Source organism: Kistimonas scapharcae (assembly GCF_039540975.1).
GTDB lineage: Bacteria > Pseudomonadota > Gammaproteobacteria > Pseudomonadales > Endozoicomonadaceae > Kistimonas > Kistimonas scapharcae.
The window spans coordinates 1-22,898 of sequence record NZ_BAABFL010000471.1 but is presented as its reverse complement, the minus strand read 5'-3'; the positions used below and the strand labels follow the sequence as shown (position 1 = coordinate 22,898).

Annotated in this window: 22 protein-coding genes; 9 read left to right on the top strand and 13 right to left on the bottom strand. The window is 51.7% G+C overall.

Annotation, left to right across the window (positions count from 1 at the left end; genetic code table 11):
* Positions 1–8 precede the first annotated feature (8 nt).
* Positions 9–770 carry an NYN domain-containing protein gene (locus tag ABD892_RS23650; RefSeq protein WP_345198716.1) on the bottom strand — a complete coding sequence of 254 codons (762 nt, stop codon included), beginning with the start codon at positions 768–770 and terminating at the stop codon, positions 9–11.
* Positions 771–986: 216 nt separating this feature from the next.
* Positions 987–3,062 (bottom strand): hypothetical protein, encoded by a 2,076-nt coding sequence (locus tag ABD892_RS23645; RefSeq protein WP_345198715.1) that lies wholly within the window; start codon positions 3,060–3,062, stop codon positions 987–989.
* A gap of 305 nt (positions 3,063–3,367) precedes the next feature.
* On the opposite strand from ABD892_RS23645, the gene ABD892_RS23640 reads away from it, so the two are divergent.
* Together ABD892_RS23640 and ABD892_RS23635 are read left to right on the top strand one after the other, a co-directional pair.
* The gene (locus tag ABD892_RS23640; RefSeq protein ID WP_345198714.1) at positions 3,368–3,784 is read left to right on the top strand and encodes a hypothetical protein; all 417 of its coding nucleotides are present in this window, start codon (positions 3,368–3,370) and stop codon (positions 3,782–3,784) included.
* Between the two features lie 90 nt (positions 3,785–3,874).
* A complete protein-coding gene (locus tag ABD892_RS23635; protein ID WP_345198713.1) occupies positions 3,875–4,177 on the top strand; it encodes a hypothetical protein in 303 nt (100 codons plus the stop codon).
* Positions 4,178–4,277: 100 nt separating this feature from the next.
* Here ABD892_RS23635 and ABD892_RS23630 read toward each other — a convergent pair whose 3' ends face one another.
* Positions 4,278–4,427: a hypothetical protein gene (locus ABD892_RS23630; RefSeq protein WP_345198712.1), complete on the bottom strand. Its 150-nt coding sequence runs from the start codon at positions 4,425–4,427 to the stop codon at positions 4,278–4,280.
* A 227-nt stretch (positions 4,428–4,654) separates the two neighbouring features.
* On the opposite strand from ABD892_RS23630, the gene ABD892_RS23625 reads away from it, so the two are divergent.
* Genes ABD892_RS23625 through ABD892_RS23610 form a run of 4 tightly spaced genes read left to right on the top strand, consistent with a single transcriptional unit; the run spans position 4,655 to position 7,768 of the window.
* The gene (locus ABD892_RS23625; RefSeq protein WP_345198711.1) at positions 4,655–5,197 is read left to right on the top strand and encodes a ZrgA family zinc uptake protein; all 543 of its coding nucleotides are present in this window, start codon (positions 4,655–4,657) and stop codon (positions 5,195–5,197) included.
* 4 nt (positions 5,198–5,201) lie between these two features.
* Positions 5,202–5,954, top strand: a complete 753-nt coding sequence (locus ABD892_RS23620; RefSeq protein ID WP_345198710.1) for an ABC transporter ATP-binding protein — start codon at positions 5,202–5,204, stop codon at positions 5,952–5,954.
* Positions 5,942–7,204 carry an ABC transporter permease gene (locus ABD892_RS23615; RefSeq protein WP_345198709.1) on the top strand — a complete coding sequence of 421 codons (1,263 nt, stop codon included), beginning with the start codon at positions 5,942–5,944 and terminating at the stop codon, positions 7,202–7,204. The genes ABD892_RS23620 and ABD892_RS23615 overlap by 13 nt, the downstream gene beginning before the upstream one ends.
* Positions 7,205–7,219: 15 nt before the next feature.
* Positions 7,220–7,768 (top strand): DUF3299 domain-containing protein, encoded by a 549-nt coding sequence (locus tag ABD892_RS23610; RefSeq protein WP_345198708.1) that lies wholly within the window; start codon positions 7,220–7,222, stop codon positions 7,766–7,768.
* An 85-nt stretch (positions 7,769–7,853) separates the two neighbouring features.
* Here the strand turns inward: ABD892_RS23610 and ABD892_RS23605 are convergent, their stop codons facing one another.
* Positions 7,854–9,506, bottom strand: a complete 1,653-nt coding sequence (locus ABD892_RS23605; protein WP_345198707.1) for an AMP-binding protein — start codon at positions 9,504–9,506, stop codon at positions 7,854–7,856.
* 265 nt (positions 9,507–9,771) lie between these two features.
* On the opposite strand from ABD892_RS23605, the gene ABD892_RS23600 reads away from it, so the two are divergent.
* Complete coding sequence (locus ABD892_RS23600) at positions 9,772–10,602, top strand: phytanoyl-CoA dioxygenase family protein (RefSeq protein ID WP_345198706.1); 831 nt, start codon at positions 9,772–9,774, stop codon at positions 10,600–10,602.
* A gap of 16 nt (positions 10,603–10,618) precedes the next feature.
* Here ABD892_RS23600 and dbpA read toward each other — a convergent pair whose 3' ends face one another.
* Positions 10,619–12,019: an ATP-dependent RNA helicase DbpA gene (gene dbpA / locus ABD892_RS23595; protein ID WP_345198704.1), complete on the bottom strand. Its 1,401-nt coding sequence runs from the start codon at positions 12,017–12,019 to the stop codon at positions 10,619–10,621.
* Positions 12,020–12,181: 162 nt separating this feature from the next.
* Here dbpA and cls point away from each other — a divergent pair, with 162 nt between their 5' ends.
* Complete coding sequence (gene cls / locus ABD892_RS23590; protein WP_345198703.1) at positions 12,182–13,645, top strand: cardiolipin synthase; 1,464 nt, start codon at positions 12,182–12,184, stop codon at positions 13,643–13,645.
* A 6-nt stretch (positions 13,646–13,651) separates the two neighbouring features.
* Here the strand turns inward: cls and ABD892_RS23585 are convergent, their stop codons facing one another.
* The 8 genes from ABD892_RS23585 to ABD892_RS23550 all read right to left on the bottom strand — a co-directional run bounded on the left by ABD892_RS23585 (position 13,652) and on the right by ABD892_RS23550 (position 22,006).
* A complete protein-coding gene (locus tag ABD892_RS23585; RefSeq protein ID WP_345198702.1) occupies positions 13,652–13,867 on the bottom strand; it encodes a hypothetical protein in 216 nt (71 codons plus the stop codon).
* A 125-nt stretch (positions 13,868–13,992) separates the two neighbouring features.
* Positions 13,993–15,003, bottom strand: a complete 1,011-nt coding sequence (gene glpX / locus ABD892_RS23580; protein ID WP_345198701.1) for a class II fructose-bisphosphatase — start codon at positions 15,001–15,003, stop codon at positions 13,993–13,995.
* Positions 15,004–15,101: 98 nt separating this feature from the next.
* Entirely contained in the window at positions 15,102–16,304 is a 1,203-nt protein-coding gene (locus ABD892_RS23575; RefSeq protein ID WP_345198700.1) for a cation:dicarboxylate symporter family transporter, read from the bottom strand.
* A 204-nt stretch (positions 16,305–16,508) separates the two neighbouring features.
* A complete protein-coding gene (locus tag ABD892_RS23570) occupies positions 16,509–17,744 on the bottom strand; it encodes a cation:dicarboxylate symporter family transporter (RefSeq protein WP_345198699.1) in 1,236 nt (411 codons plus the stop codon).
* A gap of 389 nt (positions 17,745–18,133) precedes the next feature.
* Complete coding sequence (locus tag ABD892_RS23565) at positions 18,134–19,141, bottom strand: alpha-L-glutamate ligase-like protein (protein ID WP_345198698.1); 1,008 nt, start codon at positions 19,139–19,141, stop codon at positions 18,134–18,136.
* A 3-nt stretch (positions 19,142–19,144) separates the two neighbouring features.
* Entirely contained in the window at positions 19,145–20,698 is a 1,554-nt protein-coding gene (locus tag ABD892_RS23560; RefSeq protein ID WP_345198697.1) for an inactive transglutaminase family protein, read from the bottom strand.
* The gene (locus ABD892_RS23555) at positions 20,695–21,369 is read right to left on the bottom strand and encodes an ATP-dependent zinc protease family protein (protein WP_345198696.1); all 675 of its coding nucleotides are present in this window, start codon (positions 21,367–21,369) and stop codon (positions 20,695–20,697) included. The genes ABD892_RS23560 and ABD892_RS23555 overlap by 4 nt, the downstream gene beginning before the upstream one ends.
* A gap of 469 nt (positions 21,370–21,838) precedes the next feature.
* The gene (locus ABD892_RS23550; RefSeq protein WP_345198695.1) at positions 21,839–22,006 is read right to left on the bottom strand and encodes a hypothetical protein; all 168 of its coding nucleotides are present in this window, start codon (positions 22,004–22,006) and stop codon (positions 21,839–21,841) included.
* Positions 22,007–22,053: 47 nt separating this feature from the next.
* Between ABD892_RS23550 and ABD892_RS23545 the strand changes: the two genes are divergently transcribed.
* Positions 22,054–22,824: an MATE family efflux transporter gene (locus ABD892_RS23545; protein WP_345198694.1), complete on the top strand. Its 771-nt coding sequence runs from the start codon at positions 22,054–22,056 to the stop codon at positions 22,822–22,824.
* Positions 22,825–22,898: the final 74 nt, after the last annotated feature.

Sequence of the window (22,898 nt, the reverse complement as noted above, 5' to 3'; positions counted from 1 at the left end):
CCCTGCGATCAGGCGTCTGATGACGCCTGATCCAATAATTCCTCAATACTGGTTCCATTCACCAATCGTACAAACTGGTGCCCCCTTTCAGCATCCGTTTCAAATGCACCGCAGGCACGAATCAGACGCGAAAGATTACGAAACCGATAACCTGTTCCTCTGAGAGGGATACGTGCGTGCTGACCCAAACGGGAAAGGGAAATCCAACCATTACTGGGGTCTAACTGTTCACAGGCCTGCACCAGTTCACGCGTGACCGGCACAGGAATCGTATTACCTTCCTGCTCGAGCTCCATGGGCCCTAAACTGTCACCCGGTATAAATGAAAAGGTGTCACAGGCACGAACCAGCTCATTCTTGACCTTTCCCCGGTCAGCAAAGCCATGCACATAACCACCGGACTGACGAATCAACTGAATGGGCGTTAAAAAATCCCCATCATTAGTGACCACCAGAAAAATCCCGACTTTGCCACTGTGCAATAACTTAAATGCGTCGTACATCATCAGGAAGTCACTGCTACTGTTGCCAGATCGATAGCTGAATTGATGAATTGTCCGGATACCGTATTTCAGGGCGGGTTGCTCCCAACCTTTGGTATGCCCACGGGAAAAGTCTGCATAAGCGCGAAGAATCGGTTTTACGCCGTATTGCCTGGCCTGCTCAACAACCAGCGAGGTACTGCGGGGGGATATATTTTCCGCATCAAACAGAACGGCAACACCATCATTCTCTACAGGAACCCGGCGCTCCTTGCCTGTGGTTTTCATCGTGCTCTCCACTGCATGTTAACCATTTCAGACTGGCAAAGAACGGCGCCAGTTTCAATGTACAAATACGATGAATTCAGGAAAGTCCCGTTTCACGGTGAGGACAACAGATGTAAGAACCACTTTAAAACCTGAGCAGACAATGACAACCGATAAAGTACGTTTTTACCGCTTGTCATTGTCAACGTGGCGAGTATTTACTGATATATGCGCACCTTACGCGCCATCAAAGGTTAGCTTGAACTTCTGCAGGGTGAACCGTCCGTTGGTACACCAGATGTTGATGACCGTATCACCCGCCTCAAAATACTCACGGGCGTCATCGCTAGTAATGGCCTCGTACCGCGGGGAGAAAATGCTGTCAGAGGTTCTGGGCAAACGTGTACTGTAGAACGTCCGGTTATTCTCATCCTGTACATTAATGCTGGCACCGACATCATAGGTAGAAATAATGTACTCAGTCCGGTAATAACCACTTCTCGGAATCGTCACCTTATACGACGCATCGCCAATTTTTCCTTCATACAGGCTTTCACCGATAAAAAGCGCTTCATTGCCGCGCAGTTTGACATAGTCATTACTACTGACCACATCCGCACCCTGAATCAGAATTTCAGTATCATCCGGGTACTGATCATAGTCTCGCTGTGCTTTTGCTATGTGGTCTTCAAGCTGCTTTACAAAGCGACGAACCTCCTGCATCAAGGGCTCTGACGGTGAGTATTCCCTGGCTTTGAGATCCTCATAACGCCGCTTGACCAGATGTTTCAGGGTAAAACGGGCAGACTCGATACTGTCCCCAATTTCATCACGGGTCGTCGTATGCTCTTCCATATAGGCGATCGCACTGACCACCTCACGTCGAATCAGGTCACGCTGTGTTTCAAGGTATTCGTACCGTTCCTCCTCACGGTTGCCGACATAGCTCAGCAACATATAGTGGTAATCAAGATCACTTCCCTCAACACTGACATACAGAAGGCCCTGCTGGAGATCAATTTCCCTCGGCACAGAGACCTTGAGATGCTTCAGGCCGTCCTCTGGAGCCGGCGCTTCGGTACTGAAGATGATGCTTTTATCAAGCGCACTGCGAACCGTTAGCGCCGCCGCCGCTTCATGACTGAAAGCCAGCGTCAGTTCATACTGACCATTGCGGGGAACATACACCTGGTAATAGGCTTTTCCCTCACCACCAAACCGGATGCCCTGATTCGGTTTTTTATAGCCATGTTCATCGGTTTCAACAATAACCTGGCTGTTTTGAGCAAAATCGTTGTAGTAGTTATTGCCATAAACAAACATATGATCAGAACGCAGTAGCCATTCCGGATTACGCCAGAGTTTCAGCTGGTAATCCGGATCCATCGGGCTGATTTCAGACTTGCTGATGGGAATGGTGTTCTGCCACATCATTGGACCGTAATAGGCACGCTGATCATCCGTCATGCTTTCCCAGGTCTGATGCGTAAAACTGGTATTGAAGGATGTCTTGGGCCAAAGGGGATCAATGACATTCAGCAATACCCAGCTGTTGGATACCGCACAGTTTGGCGCACGGTTATTCCAGGTACAGCGAGTCTTGTGACTTCCCGGCTCCCGAGCGTAGCTGTAGGGATGCTGTTTTTGATAATTGATATAGCTGCGACCTTTGGCCTTGGTGAGGCAAGCACCAAACTGATCATTCGCCATTCTTGCAGGCAGATGTAATTTATCGACCAGTGTTTCGTCATTTGCCGTGTAAAACTCAATGATCATATTTTGCGACGTTGGTTTTGAACTTAGCCTTAATACCTCCAGGTTTTTCAACATAAATTCAGAGGCTTCGTCCGCCGCAAATTCAGGATACATTTTCACCCGGAATAAAGGTGCATCCGTGGTAGAAACCGGGTTAGGAGATAACCTATCCTTGGTAGAATAAGGATCATAGGCAATGATTTCAAAAGCTCCCTTACCAAACGTCACTGGAAGCATATTACTGTATTCAGTCACATTGTTATGTTCGATATCATACTCTTCAAGAATCGGCCCCAGAAAACTGTATATTTTTTCAAGTACCGTTTTCAGACCTGATGCAATCGAAATGGGTTTCGAGCTAAACGTAAAAGGAACTTTTGTTTGTATTGTTTCCCAAATTCCTTCAATGGTCTTTTCTGTAATTTCCTCAGCCGGGTGCTGCCAGGGCGTTATGTCGGCGGAATCCAAGTCGGGAGACAAACCTGTGATAATCTCTTCGTAGGTCTGCTGAGGGCTGACATAAGGCAGGTCAGCTCTGACGGCTGCAGAAAACACCATTATTAAACTGTATACATAGAGCCATCGGAAAGAGAAACATCTCATCGCGAACCCTCCTGAAAAGGAGTACAGAGTTAAAAGAAGCAGCGATAATCGTGCGGGATTAAAGACTGTTCACACAATGTCTGATTTTCATGACCATAATCATAAGACAGTGTTTTTATAGTAAATTTATTGGCATGCCGTTATGACAATATTTTTTATCAATCCAACATTTCTTATATTTCTCGAACAACCATTTTAACGACTATGATTATTCGATAGCATTGGAGAAAGAGTATAAAAACACATTTCGATAAAAAATAATGAATAACGTAAAATTTGAACGTATTGATTTTGACAAACTCACTAAAACTTATAAGCGACAATATAATCACCTAAAAGTGTCTGCCGCATTAGCCAACTATGGTTTCTTCAGTCAAGGACTGCTGGCTGACAACGAACCTTTGGATTTTATTGCCAACCACTATAGCGGAACCCCCCAACTCTCCATTTTGCTGCAATCTCGCCTGACGCTTGCCTCACACCTTGAACATCAAAATCTGTCAATTGCCTTTTATGAGCGAGGCTACTGGTATGTTTATCCCCACGACGATGTACTGGCTTTTGCCTGCCAAACCTCCGCGATCACAAATACAACCTCTTGGCAGCAGAAAGGTATGTACACATTCCCTCAGCTCACGGATAAATATCGCCAATTCCTCAAGCCATGGCGGCTCTGAACCTATGAAGACTCGCAGAACGCTGTCATTTATGCTGATATAAATTGAGAAGACAAGCCGCCAGGAAGGCACTGATAAGGAGTGGGACACATGATGAAAACCTACCGGATGGAACTTTCCCTTGGTTCACTCTGCTCGCTTAGTTTCATCGTCGGCTTTGGCAGCGGGATTTTCCTGGGACTTCTCGGGGTATTCACCTCCAAGGCAGTGGCCAATCCTGCGGCCTGGTTGGTTGTCATGTTTTTCACACCATTCCTCAGTGGTATTGGCGGGGTAATGTCCGCACTGATCGCCTATCCCTTTTACAACTGGTACTGCAACCGGGTCAAAGGGCAGGTGGTAACAGGGAAATTTCTCGAAGTGGAGGAGAATGAACTCGATAACATGGAATGAATACAGTCACATCCTATCAGTCTATGATTTTCAGCGCCCAAAAAGTGTTATAACATAACAGTTCCATTTCCCAGCAGATCAATCGCGTTCGATGTACGTATCAGGCACGATCACGCCCAGTTCCAGGCACACCGCCATCATCATGATGCTCGTGGGTATACTTCTGTGCTGGTCTGTTCTGGGTAATGCCCACGCACACGATGGCGACCTTGTGCCTGAATGGCATACGGACTGCAGCCTCTGTCATCATGCATCAGCTCCCTCGCTACTTAACTGTTCGAGCGCGCCGCAGCATGTCTTCACCTACATCGTCATTCATCAGCCTGAAATACGTCGACTCGCTGAACAACCTAAAACTCTGCGCCGTATTCGAGCACCTCCTGTCGTTCTTGAGTGAAACAATCATCACATAACTGACACAATTTCACTTCAGTATGCGCATCAGATAACCGCGCGACTGTACGACAGGAAAGTACCATGAATCAGCGAACGATTTGCCGCAGCCTGGCTGTCATTTTCTTTATGTCAACGCCTGTAATGGCCGAAACATCACGTCACCATGCAGCTCACGTGCATGGTGCCGGACAACTGAACCTGGCGGTGGAAGGCAAACTGCTGCATATTGAAATGACTATCCCCGGACACGACATTGTCGGCTTCGAAAGCATTACCAGTCCGGAGCGTGAGCAACAGGTTGATCAGGCTATTGAACGCCTGCAACAAGCTTCCATGTGGCATCTGCCAACCTCCGCCCAATGCACGCTGCTCAGTACCAAGGCAGGCCATAGTGCTGAATCGCATCACGACGATGATCATGGTCACCACCATGACCATGGCAGCCATCTGGACTTCACCGTCAGCCAGGTCTTTGAGTGCAACAACCCGAAAGCCCTGACCGAGATCGAAGCCCGGTTATTTGAACGCTTTGCCAACAGTGAATCGCTGAAAGTGCAGGCGCTGACCGATAAAGGTCAGATGTCGGCAACCCTCAAACGCGGCAAACCCGTGTTCCGGTTCTGAACCAATGGCAGTCTTACCAACGACACCGCCAGTCCAGCTGGATGATCTCCTGTTCAGCTGGCAACCCGTGCAGCCGGTGCTGGATATTCCGACATTGACCATCACACCAGGAGAAAAGGTCTTCCTTAAGGGTCCCAGCGGCAGTGGTAAAACCACGCTGCTGGGGCTGATTGGCGGCGTGCTGGTGCCTGAGCGGGGACATGTTTCCCTGCTCGGCACGCCGATCAACCAGCTCTCACCTGCGGCGAGGGATCGCTTCCGAGCCAACCATGTCGGCTTCATCTTCCAGATGTTCAACCTGATTCCCTATCTGTCTGTACTGGAAAATGTGCTGCTGCCCCTCGGTTTTTCGCCGGAACGCAGACAAAAACTGGCCGCAGCAGGTCAATCCGGTAACGAAGAAGCTGTACGGCTGCTGGCACAGCTGGGGCTGTCTGACCCGGCATTACTGGCTCGTCCGGTCACTGCACTTAGTATCGGACAGCAACAACGGGTCGCCGCCGCACGCGCGCTGATTGGTCGTCCGGAAATCCTGATTGCCGATGAACCAACGTCGGCACTGGATTCCGATACCCGGGAAGCGTTCATCCGCTTGCTGTTCAAGGAGTGTGAAGCGGCCGGCAGCACCCTGCTGTTTGTCAGCCACGACGCCGGACTGGAACACTTGTTCGATCGCAGCCTGTCACTGGCAGAGCTCAACCACGCGGCCGTGACAGAGGCTGCCGCCATGCAGGAGGACGCCGTATGTCACTGCTGAAGCTTGCCTGTCGCAGTATTCTCAACCGTCGTATCACCGCACTACTGACCGTGGTTTCCATTGCCATCAGTGTTGCTTTGCTGCTGGGTGTCGAACGCATACGGGTTGAAGCCAAGAACAGCTTCACCAACACCATATCCGGTACCGACCTGATCGTGGGTGCCCGCAGCAGCGGCATTAACCTGCTACTGTATTCGGTGTTCCATATTGGCGATGCGACCAACAATATCTCCCGGGAAACCTGGGAGGACATCGCCAGCGATCCAACCGTTGACTGGACGATTCCAGTGTCACTGGGTGACTCTCATCGCGGTTACCGGGTCGTGGGTACCAATACTGCGATGTTCGAGCATTTTCGCCATGCCGGTGATCAGCCGCTTGTCTTTGCCAACGGCAAGGCCTTTTCCGATCTTTACGACGCTGTCATAGGGGCCGATGTCGCCACCGAGCTGGGTTATACGACAGGACAGAGCATCACGCTTGCCCATGGCGTTGAAATGGTCAGCCTTCAGAGCCATGACGATAAACCTTTCCGGATTAGCGGTATCCTGCAACGAACCGGTACCCCGATGGATCGTGCCATTCTGATTTCACTGCAGGGAATAGAAGCGCTGCATGTGGACTGGCACAATGGCGCTCCGCCCATTCCTGGCCTGACCGTATCGGCAGACAAGGCGCGCAACCTGTCGCTGGAGCCTGAAGCGATCACCGCCTTTTATGTGGGTTTGAAATCCCGGATGGCCACCTTCCGGCTTCAACGGCTGATCAATGAGTATCCACAGGAAGCCCTGCTGGCGGTGCTGCCGGGAGTCGCCCTTCAACAGCTCTGGCAACTGGTTGGCGTCGCGGAAAAGGCGCTACTCGGTGTTGCCGCTTTGGTCGTATTGGCCGGGCTGACCGGCATGCTGACTGCTATATTAACGTCCCTGAATGAACGACGACGGGAGATGGCTATCCTGCGTTCTGTCGGCGCCCGCCCCGGCCATATTTTTTTCCTGTTGATGTTCGAGTCGCTGTTCTATGCACTGGCCGGCTGTCTACTCGGCAACCTGTTGCTGTACGGGCTTCTGTTCGTTGCCCAGCCTCTGGCCCAGGGCTGGCTGGGACTGCATCTCACCATCAGCCTGCCAGGACTGTTCGAGCTGGGGCTGATGATAGCGATCATCACAGCGGCACTGTTACTAGGCTTGTTCCCGGCACTGCGTGCTTACCGGAACTCCCTGGCTGATGGTCTGACGATCCGGGTATAAAAAAGGAAAATAACGATGCCACACACCCTGATACCCTTACGCCAACTCAAAAAAGCCTGTCTGATGGTCAGTTTGCTGTGTCTGTCGCCAGCTTTGCTGGCCGCCACAGAGAAAGAGCCGGCGAAGACGCAGGAAACTGTCCGGAAAGTGATCTGGAATGATCTGATGCCGCCATTTGATGAAAAGATTCTCGAACGCTATGAGCGCGACGAGATTCCATTCGGCGAAATGCAGATCTACATGACAGAACATGGCAGCAAGGTGGTTGATAAGCTCAATAATGTTTATGCCAAAGTGCCGGGCTACCTGGTGCCTCTGAACATGAATAAAAAGCAGATGGCGACTGAGTTCCTGCTGGTTCCCACCATGGGTGCCTGCATCCATGTGCCGCCACCGCCGCCTAACCAGATTGTCTATGTGACGTTTCCGGAAGGCCTCAAATATCAGGAAACCGCTTATACCCCCTATTGGGTATACGGAAAGCTGAAAACGGAGAAGAAAACCTCGGAATACAGTGATGCCATGTATTCGATGAAAGCTGACAGGATGGATGAATATCAGTAAAAGACGCTCTGCCTGAGCATGACGGGGGAGCCATTAGTCTCCCCCTATTGATTGGTATTCAGGTTGAATAGCAGGTAATTGTCGTTTAGATATCCGATTCCCACTGTACCTGATCATTACGCATCTCCGACACTTTGTCGGTGTAACGCTTATCCAGCACCTGACGTTTGATTTTCAACGTCGGCGTCAGTACATCATTTTCCACCGTCCAGGGTTCCTGCACCACCAGAATACCACCGAGGGTCGCATGACTTTCCATTTGCGCACTGACCGCCCTGCAGGTTTCCTGAAGGGATTGTGTCACCTGTTCCTTCGGCATACCGGAAGCGCCTTCCGACAACTGCACCAGCGCGACCGGATAAGGCAGGCCGGAGCCAATCACGCAGACCAGTTCAATGAGCGGGTTTTGCACCAGTTTACGCTCCAGGGGAACCGGGGTGACGTACTTACCCTTGGCGGTTTTAAAGGTATCCTTCACCCGCCCGATGATGGTGACATAGTTATCCGCATCTATTTCAGCCTGATCGCCTGTACGGAAAAAACCGTCATCGGTAAAGGTTGCCGCAGTCGCTTCCGGATCCTGATAATACGCCTTAAACAATCCCGGGCTTTTAAACAGCAGTTCCTGATTCTCACCAACCTTGACTTCGCAGTCGATGCCGGGTCGACCAACAGTGCCCACCTTGTCAGACCGGAAAGGGTAATTCAGCGTGGCATAGGCGCCGTTCTCCGTCATGCCCCAGGCTTCCGTGATCGGCATACCCACTTGCTCATACCAGCGCAGTAATACCGGTGAGACAGGGGCTGAACCACAACCCAGTATCCGTGCATCCTGAAGTCCGAGACCCGCACGAATTTTGCCCGCTACGATTTTCCCGATGAAGGGCAATCGCAGGAGCAGGTTTAGCTTGTTATGCCCGATTTTATCGATGATATTTTTCTGGAACAGCGTCCACAGACGAGGTACGGAAATAAACAAGGTAGGACTGGCTGCCTGTACATCCTCAATGAAGGTATCCAAGCTTTCAGCAAAATAGACAACCAGTCCACTGTACAGGCTGGCGCCTTCGATATACACCCGCTCAGTGATATGAGCCAGCGGCAGGTAGGAGATCACCCGGTCATCGGTGCCAGCCTGCAGATCCTGGGCAACCGCCTGTGCCGCCCAGCTGTAGCTGCGGTAAGTCAGCACCGCCCCCTTGGGATTTCCCGTCGAACCGGAGGTATAGATAATACTCATCACATCATCGGGTTCCGGATAGCTCGGTTCAAGGGGCGGCGCCATTTCCATCAACTGTTGCCAGTGATATTGGGCCGGCATTGTTTCGTAGGGCATGCCAAGGCGTACCAGATCTCCCGGCACGCCGGCTTCCTGCGCCGGCCAGTCATCCAGCTTGCCTACAAAGATCGCCTTGGCCCCACTGTGCTTAAGCACATAGCGAATCGTATCCGCATTAGCCGTGGGATAGATAGGCACACTGATATAACCACCCGACATCAGCGCCAGGTCAGTAATAAACCACTCGGCACAATTTTTTGACAACACCGCAATGCGATCACCGGGACAAAAACCGAGTTGACGTAGGCTACCCGCCAGCAGGCGGGTCATCTTGCTGACCGCCTCCCAGCTGAAATCACACAACTCCCGATTAACGGGCTGTCGCAGGAAAACCCGTTTCCCCTGCTGCTTTGCCTGTTCTTCCAGCATTTGCACAGGGGTTTTCTGCGCTATCGGCATTGAGCGTCTCCATGTCGTCACGTTGCTGATGTGATCAGTTTACTATCCATTGAATATGACAATACCCGAGTCTTACCCAGAGAAAAAACCGGATGCATGCAAAATAGCAGGAGATGTTCAAAAATGATCAATGATTCGGCGTCAATCTGCAGAAAAATGACACCTAGCCGGCTTTTGGTGGTTCACCTGCCGTAAGGCTTCCCTCCCTCTCACAGACCGAACTAACCTGAATATATGGGCAAACAACAGGAGCGTTGGGTCTGATATGGAGCATCCCCTGCCTGAACGCCGGTTTAGCAAGCATTCCCCCCTGTCAGAGGCTGACTGGCGGCAATTCTTTGAAGAGGGATACTGTACGATCCGTCATCTGCTGTCCGCCGATGAAGTGACGTTGGTCGAGGCGTCCCTCCATCATCTCATTGAGATCGCTGAACAACGCGCGGGCTTTATGGGGCGTCACTTCGATGGGTACTTCTATTACCGTGGCGCCCAGTTTGTCGTAGCCAATGATGCCTACGGACACCTTGAAAAGCTTTGTCGCGTATGTGGCTGCGGCAGTGCTGACCCCACACTGCTGCAAATGTCCCGACACCCAAAGCTGTTACAGGCATTCGCCGATATTTTGATGTCGGAGCAATTTGAACACCTGATCTGCCAGTTCCACCCCAAGTTGCCGGGTGACAATGTCATTTTCCCGCCACATCGCGATGTCGAACACCGCCTGAATGCCGACCCTAACTGGTCAGACATGAATCACTGGGGGAGTTATGTGGTAGCCGTGATCGCCATTGATCCAGCCGGTCCGGACAATGGTGGGCTAAGAGTAGTACCGGGTTCACACAGAAATGTTGGCCTGACGGGGTTACAACCTGCCAGAAGCCAGCCTGATCCTCAATGGTCAGAGCAAGCTGTCTGTCCTGAACTGGCGCCAGGCGATGTATTGCTGATGCATCCCTACCTGGTGCATTGGTCAGATGCCAATACCGGCAATCATCCTCGATTCAGCCTGTTAAGCGGGGTCAGTTCACCGGGCGCCAATCACAACAGTTACCCCGGTGAGTGCACCAACCGGATGCTCACCGCACCCGGTTTCTAACGGTCTTCATCGCGGCTCAACGCAGTTTTCGTACTTTGAAGGAACGTCCTTTGATTTTACCGGCTGCCAGATGTTTCAGCGCTCGGTTCGCTACCGCACGTTTGACCGCTACGTAAGCACAAAAATCGAAAATATCGATTTTACCGACCTCACTGCCTGCAATGCCGTCCTTACCCGTCAATGCCCCGAGGAGGTCACCTGGACGAACCTTGTTTTTTCGCCCCCCGTCGATGCAGAGCGTCACCATGGGCGCCTTGAAGACTATCGAACCGTCCACCTTCAATGTGTCGGTACGGTCTATGGTCAGGGGGTGCGGCTGATTGGCCTCGATAGCCAGCAGCTTATAGTGTTCTGACCCACTGAAGAGGCTCAATGCCAGACCAGTCTGGCCTGCACGCCCCGTCCGACCGATACGGTGGACATGCACCTCCGGATCACGTGACAGTTCCAGGTTGATCACCGCTTCCAGCTCCCTGATATCGAGCCCGCGGGCCGCCACATCCGTGGCGACCAGTACGGAACAGCTCCTGTTGGCAAAACGGACCAGCACCTGATCCCGGGCCCGCTGTTCCAGGTCACCGTGAAGCGCCTGCGCCTGAAACCCCCGCTGTTGAAGATCGTCCGCCACTTCCTGGCAAAGCCGCTTGGTATTGCAGAAAACCACTGTCGATGACGGTTGGTAGTGACTCAACAGCTTTGCCAGCACCGGCAAGCGCTGAGCATTCTCCACTTCATAGAAACGCTGTTCGATGTCCGCATCACTGTGGTGAGACTCCACCGTGATCGCTACCGGATTAGACTGGATTGAACCACTGATCCGTCGAATCCCATCGGAGTAAGTGGCGGAGAACAGCAGGGTCTGTCGATCCGAGGGGGCTTGTTCAATGATAGTGTTGATACTGTCCAGAAAGCCCATATCCAGCATCCTGTCAGCTTCATCAAGCACCAGCGTTTTTAACGATGACAGTGAGAGTGTGCCTTTACGCAGGTGTTCCATAATACGCCCGGGTGTCCCCACCACAATATGGGCACCATGTTCCAGCGACCCAATTTGCGGTCCAAGCGGCATTCCGCCACAGAGCGTTAGCACTTTGACGTTATGGGTAAACCGCGCCAGCCGGCGAATCTCTTTGCCGACCTGGTCCGCCAGCTCGCGGGTAGGACACAGTACCAGTGCCTGCACCTGGAAATGCCGGACATTGAGCCTGGCCAGCAGACCAATCCCGAATGCCGCCGTTTTGCCGCTGCCGGTCTTGGCTTGGGCGATGAGATCCTGCGGTTTCAGGATCACCGGCAGACTGGCCGCCTGAATAGGGGTCATCTCCCGGTAACCCAGGGTTTTGAGGTTTGCCAGCATCGCCGGCTTGAGTGGGAGTGAGGAAAAATCCGTCGTAGTCACAGGCACCTGGAGGGTCACGTCAAAAAACCTGCAATACTAGCACTAACTCTCCGGCCTGCAGACATCGGATAGACCGGCGAAAAACCGTACTTATACCGCTGTCACAAGACTGACATCACCAGGCATGTCAGATACACTGGAAAATCCTTTCTTTCCGGTGGATAACAACCAGACCACTGTATGGAATCCTTTTCCTGGTTCAGCCTGCTGGCTGGCGGCGCCTACCTGGCCCTGATCATCGGGTTTGCGCTAACGATCATGTTTCAACGGCGGCCGGTCGGTGTTTCCCTGGCATGGCTGGTGCTGCTGTTCGCCCTGCCATTAGCCGGAATCATCCTGTTCCTGATGTTTGGCACCCGTCGGCTCGGCACCAAGCGGGTCAAACGGGCGGAAGCGCTTTACCCGACCTATGAGCAGTGGTCACGCCACCTGAAAGAAGTGATTTGCCTGCAAGGTACCAACAGCTCTCATCGTCATAACCGGGTCTATAACCTGGCAGAACAGGCCATGAATATTCCGGCGCTGCCCGGCAACCACCTGACGCTTTACCATGACAGCGACAGCATCATTAATGGCTTGCTGGCCGATATCCATAACGCCGAATCCAGTATTTACCTTGAATTTTACATCTGGGAATCCGGGGGGCGTATCGACGAGATTGAAGCTGCCCTGCTGGCGGCACAAACCCGTGGTGTACATTGTCTGGTATTGCTGGATGCAGTCGGGAGCAGCAGCTTCCTCAAGAGCCAGGCCGCCAAACGCCTGAAAAAATCGGGTATCCGACTGTCCGAGGCCATGCCGGTGGGACCGTTCAGAATGCTGTTTGAACGGATGGATATCCGCAACCATCGGAAAATTGCTGTTATCGACGATACCGTTGCCTGGAGCGGCAGTTTCAACCTGATGGATCCCCGCCTGTTCAAGCAGAATGCCGGGGTTGGCCAGTGGGTGGATGCCATGACACGCATCGAAGGGCCTTCTGCCCATGTCCTGGCATCCATCATCCTGTGGGACTGGGAACTGGAAACCGGTGACGGCCTCAGCGTTTTTCGGAGCGCCTACCAGCCACCTCAGTCCATTGCGATGAACCTGCACCGGGCAGACATGCACGTTTTACCTTCGGGTCCGGGCATTGACCGTACCCTGCTCCACCAGGTGCTACTGGCAGCAATATATGAAAGCAGTGAAGAGCTGGTGATCACAACCCCCTACTTCATTCCCGATGACGCCTTGCTGACCGCACTGGTGTCAGCCGCGATTCGTGGTGTAAAGGTCAAACTGATCGTACCTGAGCGAAACGACTCACGCCTGGTGCATTATGCCAGTCGCTATTACTACGAGGAGTTACTGGAAGCGGGGGTCGAAATCCAGCAGTTCAACGCCGGCCTGCTGCACACCAAGTGCGTACTGGTAGATCGCTCTACCGTGTTGTTCGGCACGGTTAACCTGGATATGCGCAGTGTCTGGCTCAACTTCGAGGTCACCCTGATGGTTTATGACGATAATTTCGGCCAGGAAATGGGTAGGCTGACCGACAACTATATCCGTCAATCCGACCGGGTCTTTCTGGATACATGGAACCGGCGTGGATTCCCCAAACGACTCGCCGAAGGCGTCTTCCACCTGATGAGTCCCCTGCTGTAACCCGCTTTATCCGTCATCGTTCTCATCCACCGATTCGCTGATATACCAGATTAACAATGGCACCACAGGCACCATCAGCAGGGTGGCAAAGCGCCATAAATCATCAAACTGGTCATAAACGCCAATTTGATAACCCCATGTCACCAGCGCCAGCATAAACAGGCCAAACAGTCCGCCAATGATCAGTACTGATAAGAAAAGGGTTATCAATAATTTTTTCATGGTTACCCAACCCGTCGCAGTCACCTCTCTTTTTAGTGAAGCCGACAGAGGGATAAAGGAAAGTCCGGGTAGCTATTGAGATCTGGATTCCATAAAAAAGGCTCCTTCAAGGAGCCTTTCTGGGCTTACAGGACATTCTTCCGGATGTCGGGATCCTTGCGATCAAGGTAGTGAATGGACTGAATCCGGCGAATGGTGCGGGATTTACCCCTAATCAACAACGTTTCCGTTGTCGCCACATTGCCTTTGCGATGGATACCGGCTAACAGGTCACCTTTAGTGATACCGGTGGCGGAAAAAATAATATTATCGGAGCTGACCAGTCGCTCCAGCGGCAAGACCACCCCGGGTTCAATGCCCATTTCATGACAGCGGCTGATTTCCAGTTCGCCCGCCGCGCGGTTCTCCGGAGTATCCCCCTTGGCTTCATGGCGTGGTACCAAACGCCCCTGGAAATCTCCATCCAGCGCCCGGATGACGGCGGCAGAAACAACACCTTCCGGGGCACCACCAATGCAGTACATCACATCCACTTCGCTGTCAGGCATACAGGTCAGGATAGAGGCAGCCACATCACCATCGGGAATCGCAAACACTTTCACGCCCATTTGCTGCATGTCACGAATCACGTCATCGTGGCGCGGCTTGGCCAGTGTGATAACCGTCAATTCTTCGATAGATTTGTCCAGTGCGGCAGCCACATTACGCAGGTTTTCAGCCAGCGGTTTTTCCAGGCCAATCACACCACGGGCTCCCGGACCAACAGCCAGCTTTTCCATATACATGTCCGGCGCCTTGAGAAAACAGCCCTTTTCACCGACAGCCAGCACAGAGATAGCATTAGATTGCCCCATGGCCGTCATGCGGGTGCCTTCGATAGGATCAACGGCAATATCGACCGCATCCCCGACGCCTTGCCCTACACGCTCACCGATAAACAGCATCGGCGCGTCATCAATCTCACCTTCCCCGATGACGATCTCGCCATCAATCTGCACCTGGTTCAGCAGGGTGCGCATGGTCTCAACGGCAGCGCCATCCGCCGCATTCTTGTCACCACGCCCCAGCCACTTATACCCTGCCAGAGCGGCGGCTTCAGTCACCCGGGAAAATTCAATCGCCAGTTCGCGTTTCATGTCGCTGCTTTCCGTTTAACAGTTTGGCCGGCACTCTACAGGATAGGCACATCCGGGTGAAGCGCAGTATCAGCGCTTTTTCATTCTGTCAGGCGGCCTCATCTTCGGCTTTGAAGGCGTGATGTTGTGTTATCACTGCCACCATTATCGTTTTTCCATCGAATGATATGCCATCGCTGGCAAATACGGGTCATTAGAATCGCAAACGCCCCATTGCCGGTAACATTGATAGCTGTACCAAACGGATCAAAAATCATGTAAACCGCTGTAATCAGCCCCAGCATGTCATCAGAAAAACCCAGTAAAGACTGCAACAACGGCCCGGCAATCAGAATAACGCCTCCCGGCACGGCAACGACCGAAAACTTGGCCAGTGCAAAGTAAAAGGCAAATCCCATAAATACGGAAAATGGGGGTAACGCCATCCCGAAAGTGCGCATCGTTGCCAGTGTCAGTATGGTCAGGCCAATGGCACTGCCTACAGTATGGATGTTAATCGTTGTCGGGATAATACTGCGGATCAGGACAGGCTCATCGGTGTTTTTTTCCGAGCAGACTATCAACACCGACATGCTGGCAGCACTGGAAATAGTCCCCAACCCAGTCAGCGTCGCCGGAAAGACATTTTTGATATATTGCCAGCAACATCGCAACGAACCACTCCCGGCCAACAAAAATAAAACCAATAGCCATAGCAGCTGGGTGAAAATCACCAGAATGAACACTTTCCCATAAATTTGAAGAGCACTGTGCAATATGCCATCACTATGCAGTTTGAAGGCAAAGCCAAGTACAAAAAGAGGCAATATCGGAATAAATAACCGCTTTAAAAAGAAAAAAGACAGATCACTCATCCAGAACATCAGGGATTTCAGTCGGGTATGATGTCCAAGATTCAGTATTAAACCGACAACAAGCCCCATCACCAGTGCCTGACTGTTGGTCACTAGCGTAGGCAACGAGACATACAAAGCACTCGCCAGATGACTTTCACACTCTACTCCCCCCAGTGGCAGGGATAACATCGGTACAGTCCAAACCCCCACCATGTATCCCATACTGATCGCCGTCAGGTTCGACGTGAATACACAGACAACCAATACTAGGGTAAAGAACAGGGCACCACGCCCTATACGAACGATGCTGGCAGAAATAAAACTGAAAACAATAAAAGGCAATACAAGAATCAATAATTCTTTCAGTACAAGGCTGAATGTATAGGAAGCAACACGTAGCCCCGGCACTGCCCAGGATTCCAATAAAAAAGGCAGCATAAGCGCAAAAACGAGAGAAGCAGGCAACCTTGCTCTCTTTAACAATGCCCCCACAAGCATGTCCTCGAAACTACTAATCGGATAATAGTTCCGATTTAAAATAGCGCCATAACCCGCGGTAACTTATTCGTAATGGTGCTTTCGCCTTATGAGAATACACGGTTATCACTATCTAACCCTCCACGTAATCAGCATTCTGTGCATACACTGAAAAAGGTATTCACAGGCAAGTTAATGCTTTCGTCTCTGGGTTAAATAACGAGCATGACATTCCTTTTCAGGACTGGACAGAATATGCCAACGCAAACACAGGCGTGAAAACAGAATGGCAAATGCGCCATTAATGGTCACATTCACTGCCGTCGAAAAGGGGTCAAAGATGACGTACATCACAGTGACAAGCCCAAGCATCCCATCAGAAAAGCCCATTGTTGCCTGCAAAATAGGGCCTGCTATTAAAATAATACCTCCAGGAACATTCACTACCGTCAATTTTGCCAAGGCATAACACAACGAAAACAGAATAAAATCCGATGGCTTGGGTAATGGCATGCCAAACCGTCGCATCACATCAAAGACAAGAATACTCAACACCAATGCGCTACCCACATTATGCACATACAGTATGGCCGGTATCACCGCCCGAGCCAGCACCGGACAACGACCACACCGTTCCGTACAAACCATCAATACCGGCATGGAATAAAGACTGGAAGAGGTACCGATAGCACTGACAGCCGCCGGAAATAACTGCCACAGAAATAGCCTGGCTTTCCTCCATGAAAATCCTGCAGCCATCAAGAAATAGAGCCAAATGACGACCATTTGCAGCAGCATGATCAACCAGAACGTTGGACCAAGGATAAAGGGCACATCCTGCTGAACAAAATCTGCGTGCAGCTTGAACGAAAAACCAAGCACCAGAAATGGAAATAAAGGAATACAGATATAACGGAGAAAAAATGCGGAGACATCCTCTGCCAATAACACCAGATATCGCAGTGTTGGGGGACAGCGTATATTCAGAACAATCCCGGCAATAAATCCGACCACAAGCGCCTGCTTATGCGTCAGCAACACCGGCAGATGTATGCGCCACAAACCACACAACGTGCCCTCTTGCCCCGGCGCATTACCATCCCAAGGGTATTCAATGACCGGCATAAATAAAGTGCTGACAGCATATCCAAGCCACAAGGCCACCATGTTGGATATAACAACAGCCCCCATTAGCAAGATAAGGCATACCAGAGCCCGCCATCGAAGCAACATAATGCAGGCAGTGACAAAGCTCATCACCACGAACGGCAGGCAAAAAACCAGTACATCCTTAATCGCTATACTGATTGTATAAACCTGTGCCTGACAGTTGATAGTGATCCATTGTCCCAAACAGAAAGGTATCAGCAGCGCTATTACAACGCTCAATGGAAACTTCACATTCATCACAATGGATGGCAATGACATTCTGCATTACACCTCACGCACCGGTTTTCGACCAAGGGCGGTTCGGCGACATGTCAACATTGAAGTCTACTCCCCCTGACACAGTAAGGCCCAGTCTTCAGAATGATGGACTGGCGGGAAGACATCAGGCGTAAGCCATTCTTAAAACAGGAAGCCTGAGAACAGGACAGAGAACAGAATAGACGAGAATTCCGTCATACTGACTGGGATTTATCCATGTTCGCTACTGCATTGAGATACAATGCGACGGGGGGGGGGAGGAATCGAGTGGAGCCCTCTAGACAGAAACAGACATTAACAACAGAAACATCAATGACACACACCAAACCTTTTGCAGGACAGGAGGCCACCACTGTATCCAGCAATGACCATTCCCCTCAGGCCAGCAGTTATGGCGTCACCGCAACATCCTGCCCAACGGCAACTTCCGCCACGATTTTCCGCATACCAAAATGCTGGATACTGTAGGCTACACGATCATCAACGGACATTTTTACATTCCCCAAGGCTTCAATCTGCTGTAGACGCGGCAATAGACCAACCCCGTTCGCAATCTGTATAGCCAAGCCGGGTCTGGCGTTTAGCTCAAGGATCAGTGGACCATGATCCTTGTCCAGTACCATATCCACACCAAGGTAGCCCAATCCTGCCATATCATAACAGGCCGCTGCCAACTCAAGGTTGCGATGCCAGTGTGGAACGGACAACCCTGCGAAAGCATGCCCTGTATCCGGATGATGTGTCACGGGACGATCAAACTGAACGGCCCGCAATCCCTGCCCCGTGGCGATATCCAGCCCAACTCCGACAGCTCCCTGGTGAAGGTTGGCTTTGCCGTCTGACGCACGTGTCGCCAGTCGCAGCATGGCCATCACCGGAAACCCCTTGAATACGATCGTGCGAATATCCGGTACCCCTTCACAGCTGTAGTCATCGAACACATTATCCACACGGATTAATGCCTCGATCATGGCAACATCACTGTTGCCACCCAGACTGTACAGCCCCCCCAGAATATTCGACATGTGACGCTCAATATCATTGAACGTCAGACGCTCACCACTGGCCTTGACGTAATGCTCGCCATCCTTGCCGACAATCACAAGAATACCCTTGCCACCACTGCCTTTGGCCGGCTTGATCACAAAATCGCCCAACCGATCCAGCTCCGGTTTCAGCCGGACGATATCATGCTGTGTTGTCACCACGTCGATTAATCGCGGCACTGCCACCCCGGCCTTGATGGCCAGCGTTTTGCTTGACAGCTTGTTATCCACCAGCGGGAAACGGGAACGCGGGTTGTATCGACCGATATAGGCATGGTTACGCTGGTTCATCCCCAGTATGCCGAGTTCACGTAACGCCTTTCGCCGCTTGAGAAACGCTAGCACACCCATGGCTCAGTTCTCGATCAGGGGTTTGAAACGACGCAATTCGAGCAACCGGTAACCGGTGTACTGTCCCAGCAACAGGGTCACGCCCAGTACGACAAGCAGCAATTCCGGGAAGTTGAACGTCAGATGTTCAATAAACCGGTTGGTCATGGCGAAATAGCTGATAATCGCCACCAGCAGGCTGCCACCGCCACTGACCAAAACATCCCGAGGCCCCTGTTCCTCCCACAGAATGGACATCCGCTCGATGGTCCAGGCCAGGATGATCATCGGGAAGAAGGTGACCGACATCGCCTGCCGTATACCCATCTTGTAACTCAGGATGCTCATGCCGGCCATGATGCCCACCACCACGATCACCACAGCCGATATTCGCGCCACCAGCAGCAGGTTAAGTCGACTGAGAATAAAGCGTATCCACAGGCCTATCGAGACAATCGTGAGGAAAATCACCAGCCCTGGCAGCAGCTTGGTTTGCAGGAACGCCAACGCCATCAAAACTGGCATGAAGGTACCACTGGTCTTCAGGCCGACCAGAATACGCATCAACACAACAATCAACGTACCAATCGGTACCAGCAGGATATAGCGATAAGCATTCTGCTCTTCAATCGGAAGGCTGTAGAGGGAGAAATCCACCAGTGCGGCATGCTCCATTTTGCCTTCCCGGATCGCCATATCGCTGACCGGCACCGTACGGGAGATCACTGAGAAGTTGACCCGGGAATCATAACCACCAGTGACATCCAGCAGGGAAACCCCACCTCGCTGCCAGGGCAGGAAGTTATTCGGTACCCCCACATGGCCAGACTCCGGATCAATCATGATCCAGCCTTTGGTGGTCAGGACTTCCACCATTTCCACAAGTGGCTGCTTACGACGACCACTTTCCAAGTAAACGCCCCGTACCAGACGGACCGGCTTGTCCATCAGACGCAGCAACTGCATTAGCAGCACTGCCCGGGACTCACCATGCCGAACCGAATCCAGCAGGATTTTCACGTTAGGGTTGGCATCCGGTTGATTCAACTGCTGCACCAGCAGGCTGGCCATGCTTGTATCATTCGAGGAGTGCTGCTTGACATCTTTCAGCAAGCCGATTGCTGCAACACGGCTGGCGCCTTCAAGTTCCGGCAGATAAAGCTCCGGAGGCTCTGCTACCATATGGCCAGGGGCGGACTCATTCACATCGACATCGTTCTTTCGACCGTTGTCATGCACCTTGATTTTGTAATAAAGCACCTGCTTGCCGGATGCTTCACGACGGGTCCATTCCGCCCGCTCAATGCCGCCATCTTCCACTTTTCGGAAGCCATAGCCCGGCGAGGCAAAAAAGTCATTCACCACCGAAAAACGGGAATGCGGTTCCGGCATGGCCAAAGAAACCGTAACCGGCCCGTCCTCGGCTTTGAATTCAATCTGGGCTTCAACCTCCCAGACTTTGGTTCGCTCACCCGGAAATATCGGAAAGCCCAGCGACACATGTTTATACACTGCCGTGCCGAGACCGATAGCAATCAATATCAGCACGACAAGCCGCATCTGCATTTTATTACTCATGGCTGCTTACCATCGGCAATCTTCTTTTTGGACACCAGGTACTCATGACTGACATCCACAATGGCCATATCGGTCAGGATATTGCGCCCCACAAGCACCGGGAATTCAAACTGGCTGCGATCCGTCAGGGTAAATTCAGCCATCTGCTCAATCTTGCCAATGCGCACCTTGAGCCTGACCACCGGCCGCTGCTGTGACTCCTTGCCATGCCGCTTGATCATCACATTACGAACCACCTGACGTTCTACCACCAGACTGTCTTTATCCTTCTGTTCGCCGTTCAGGCGGAAGCTGACCCATTGTCGACCATCCCGCTCAAACAGGCGGATATCCGTTGCCCCCAGAGATGACGTTGTTGCACCAGTATCAATACGGGCTTCCATGCTCAAACCCAGGTTTTCAAACGTGGCTTGCTCAATGGCGCCGATGACAAGCTTGTTGCCAATTTCAACAGGCTTGTAAACAACCTCTGTACGGGTAATGACACGAGGATCGCACTTCGGTGCTTCCTGCTTTTTTTCCAGAACCTTTGCTGAAGGATGTTGCTGTTCACTGCTCGCAGTGGTACCGGTACTGTGGCTACCGGTTTGCAGCGCCTGGCAGCCACCAAGCAGGAAAACGGTTGAAAGGAAACAAACCAGCGCGCACCGGCTCAGACTGCGGGCAGACATAAATGATTTCCAGGATATCGACGGGATTCAAACCAACCTGAAGCATAGCCCAGGTCACCAATATAAGAATTTGGGGACAAGAGTCTACCAGAAAGCCCGCGTATCAAAACATCCACAAGGCATGCTTTTACTAAAATCTGACAGGTTAAATGCTTAATCTCACGGATATCGGGGGTCAAGCTGATTGAGGAAAAGCACTGATTGTGGGAATACCATATTATCAATACTAACCTCCTTGTTAGGGCAGCTAACGTTTTTCACCATGGCGCTTACTGAACAAGCGGTGCCTGTGTCTTAAATAGTCCGTGTACTCTTTATTTGACCCGCAACCGGAACGATAGTTCTGGATATTCCAGTGTCGGCTTCAGCAATCGGGTAATAGTGAGGAGCATCCTTATAGCGTCCTGACAGCACCCTCTCTAGAATGACCGAAATATTTCCAATATCTTCACTATCCATCACACACGACCTACGGATCATGAACAGGCATATCAGCAGCAACCTCAATCGCCTGGTGCATCGTGCCACCATGCTTGCTGCGCTTGTCTGTACCGGATGGCCCCAGCCTACCATCTATTAGCCAGCCTGCATTCGTTGCATAACGTCCGGAACCAAACGCCGGATACCCCATTTCCATAAACACGTTAATGCAGAGGTTCTTCTGAGCCTGCAGGTTGCTATTTCATGCAAAAAACCTTTTCTATGGTATGGCTTGAAGCCCGTGCCCTTTTACGTCTGGCGCTGCCTCTGGCAGCAGCTCAGCTGGTCATGTGCCTGGCCGGCCTGGTTGATACCCTGATGGCTGGTCATTACAGTGCGGCCGATCTCGCGGCAGTCGCCGTCGGCTTTACTGTCTGGATTCCAATCAATGTCTTTTTGGTCGGCCTACTGATGTGCATGACAGCGTTTGTCGCACACCTGGTCGGAGCCGGGCAGTTCAGTAAAATTCCTGATCTTATACACCAGGGATTTCGTCTGTCGCTACTCTTCGGTGTGCCAGGGCTGGTGTTGGTATACCTTAGCCCCCTACTGCTGACTTACACAGGCCTGAATCCCGAAACCCGGGAGATTGCCACCGCTTACCTGTACGCTGTTGCCTGGGGTATGCCCGGCGTTGCCCTTAATCAACTACTGCGAGGCTACCTGGAAGGACAGGCATACTCCCGTCCGGTCATGGTTATCCAGCTTCTCAGTCTGGTGCTGAACATTCCATTCAACTACGTCATGATTTACGGCAAGCTCGGTCTGCCTGCCTTGGGCGGTATCGGCTGCGGCTATGCTACGGCATTGATCATGTGGCTGGCGCCATTATTTATGCTGATATACATCATGTTGAACCCTCAACTGCAGCAGACCAGCCCTTTACGCCGTCTCGCACCACTGCACAGGGATACACTTTATTCGTTATTCAAGGTCGGCACGCCGGTCGGCTGCATGCTGCTTTTTCGGTCATGAATCAGATCCGTTGATTACGTATATATAACAGTCAACGATCATGGTTAGGCTATGCATTTTGGATTATGGCTGTT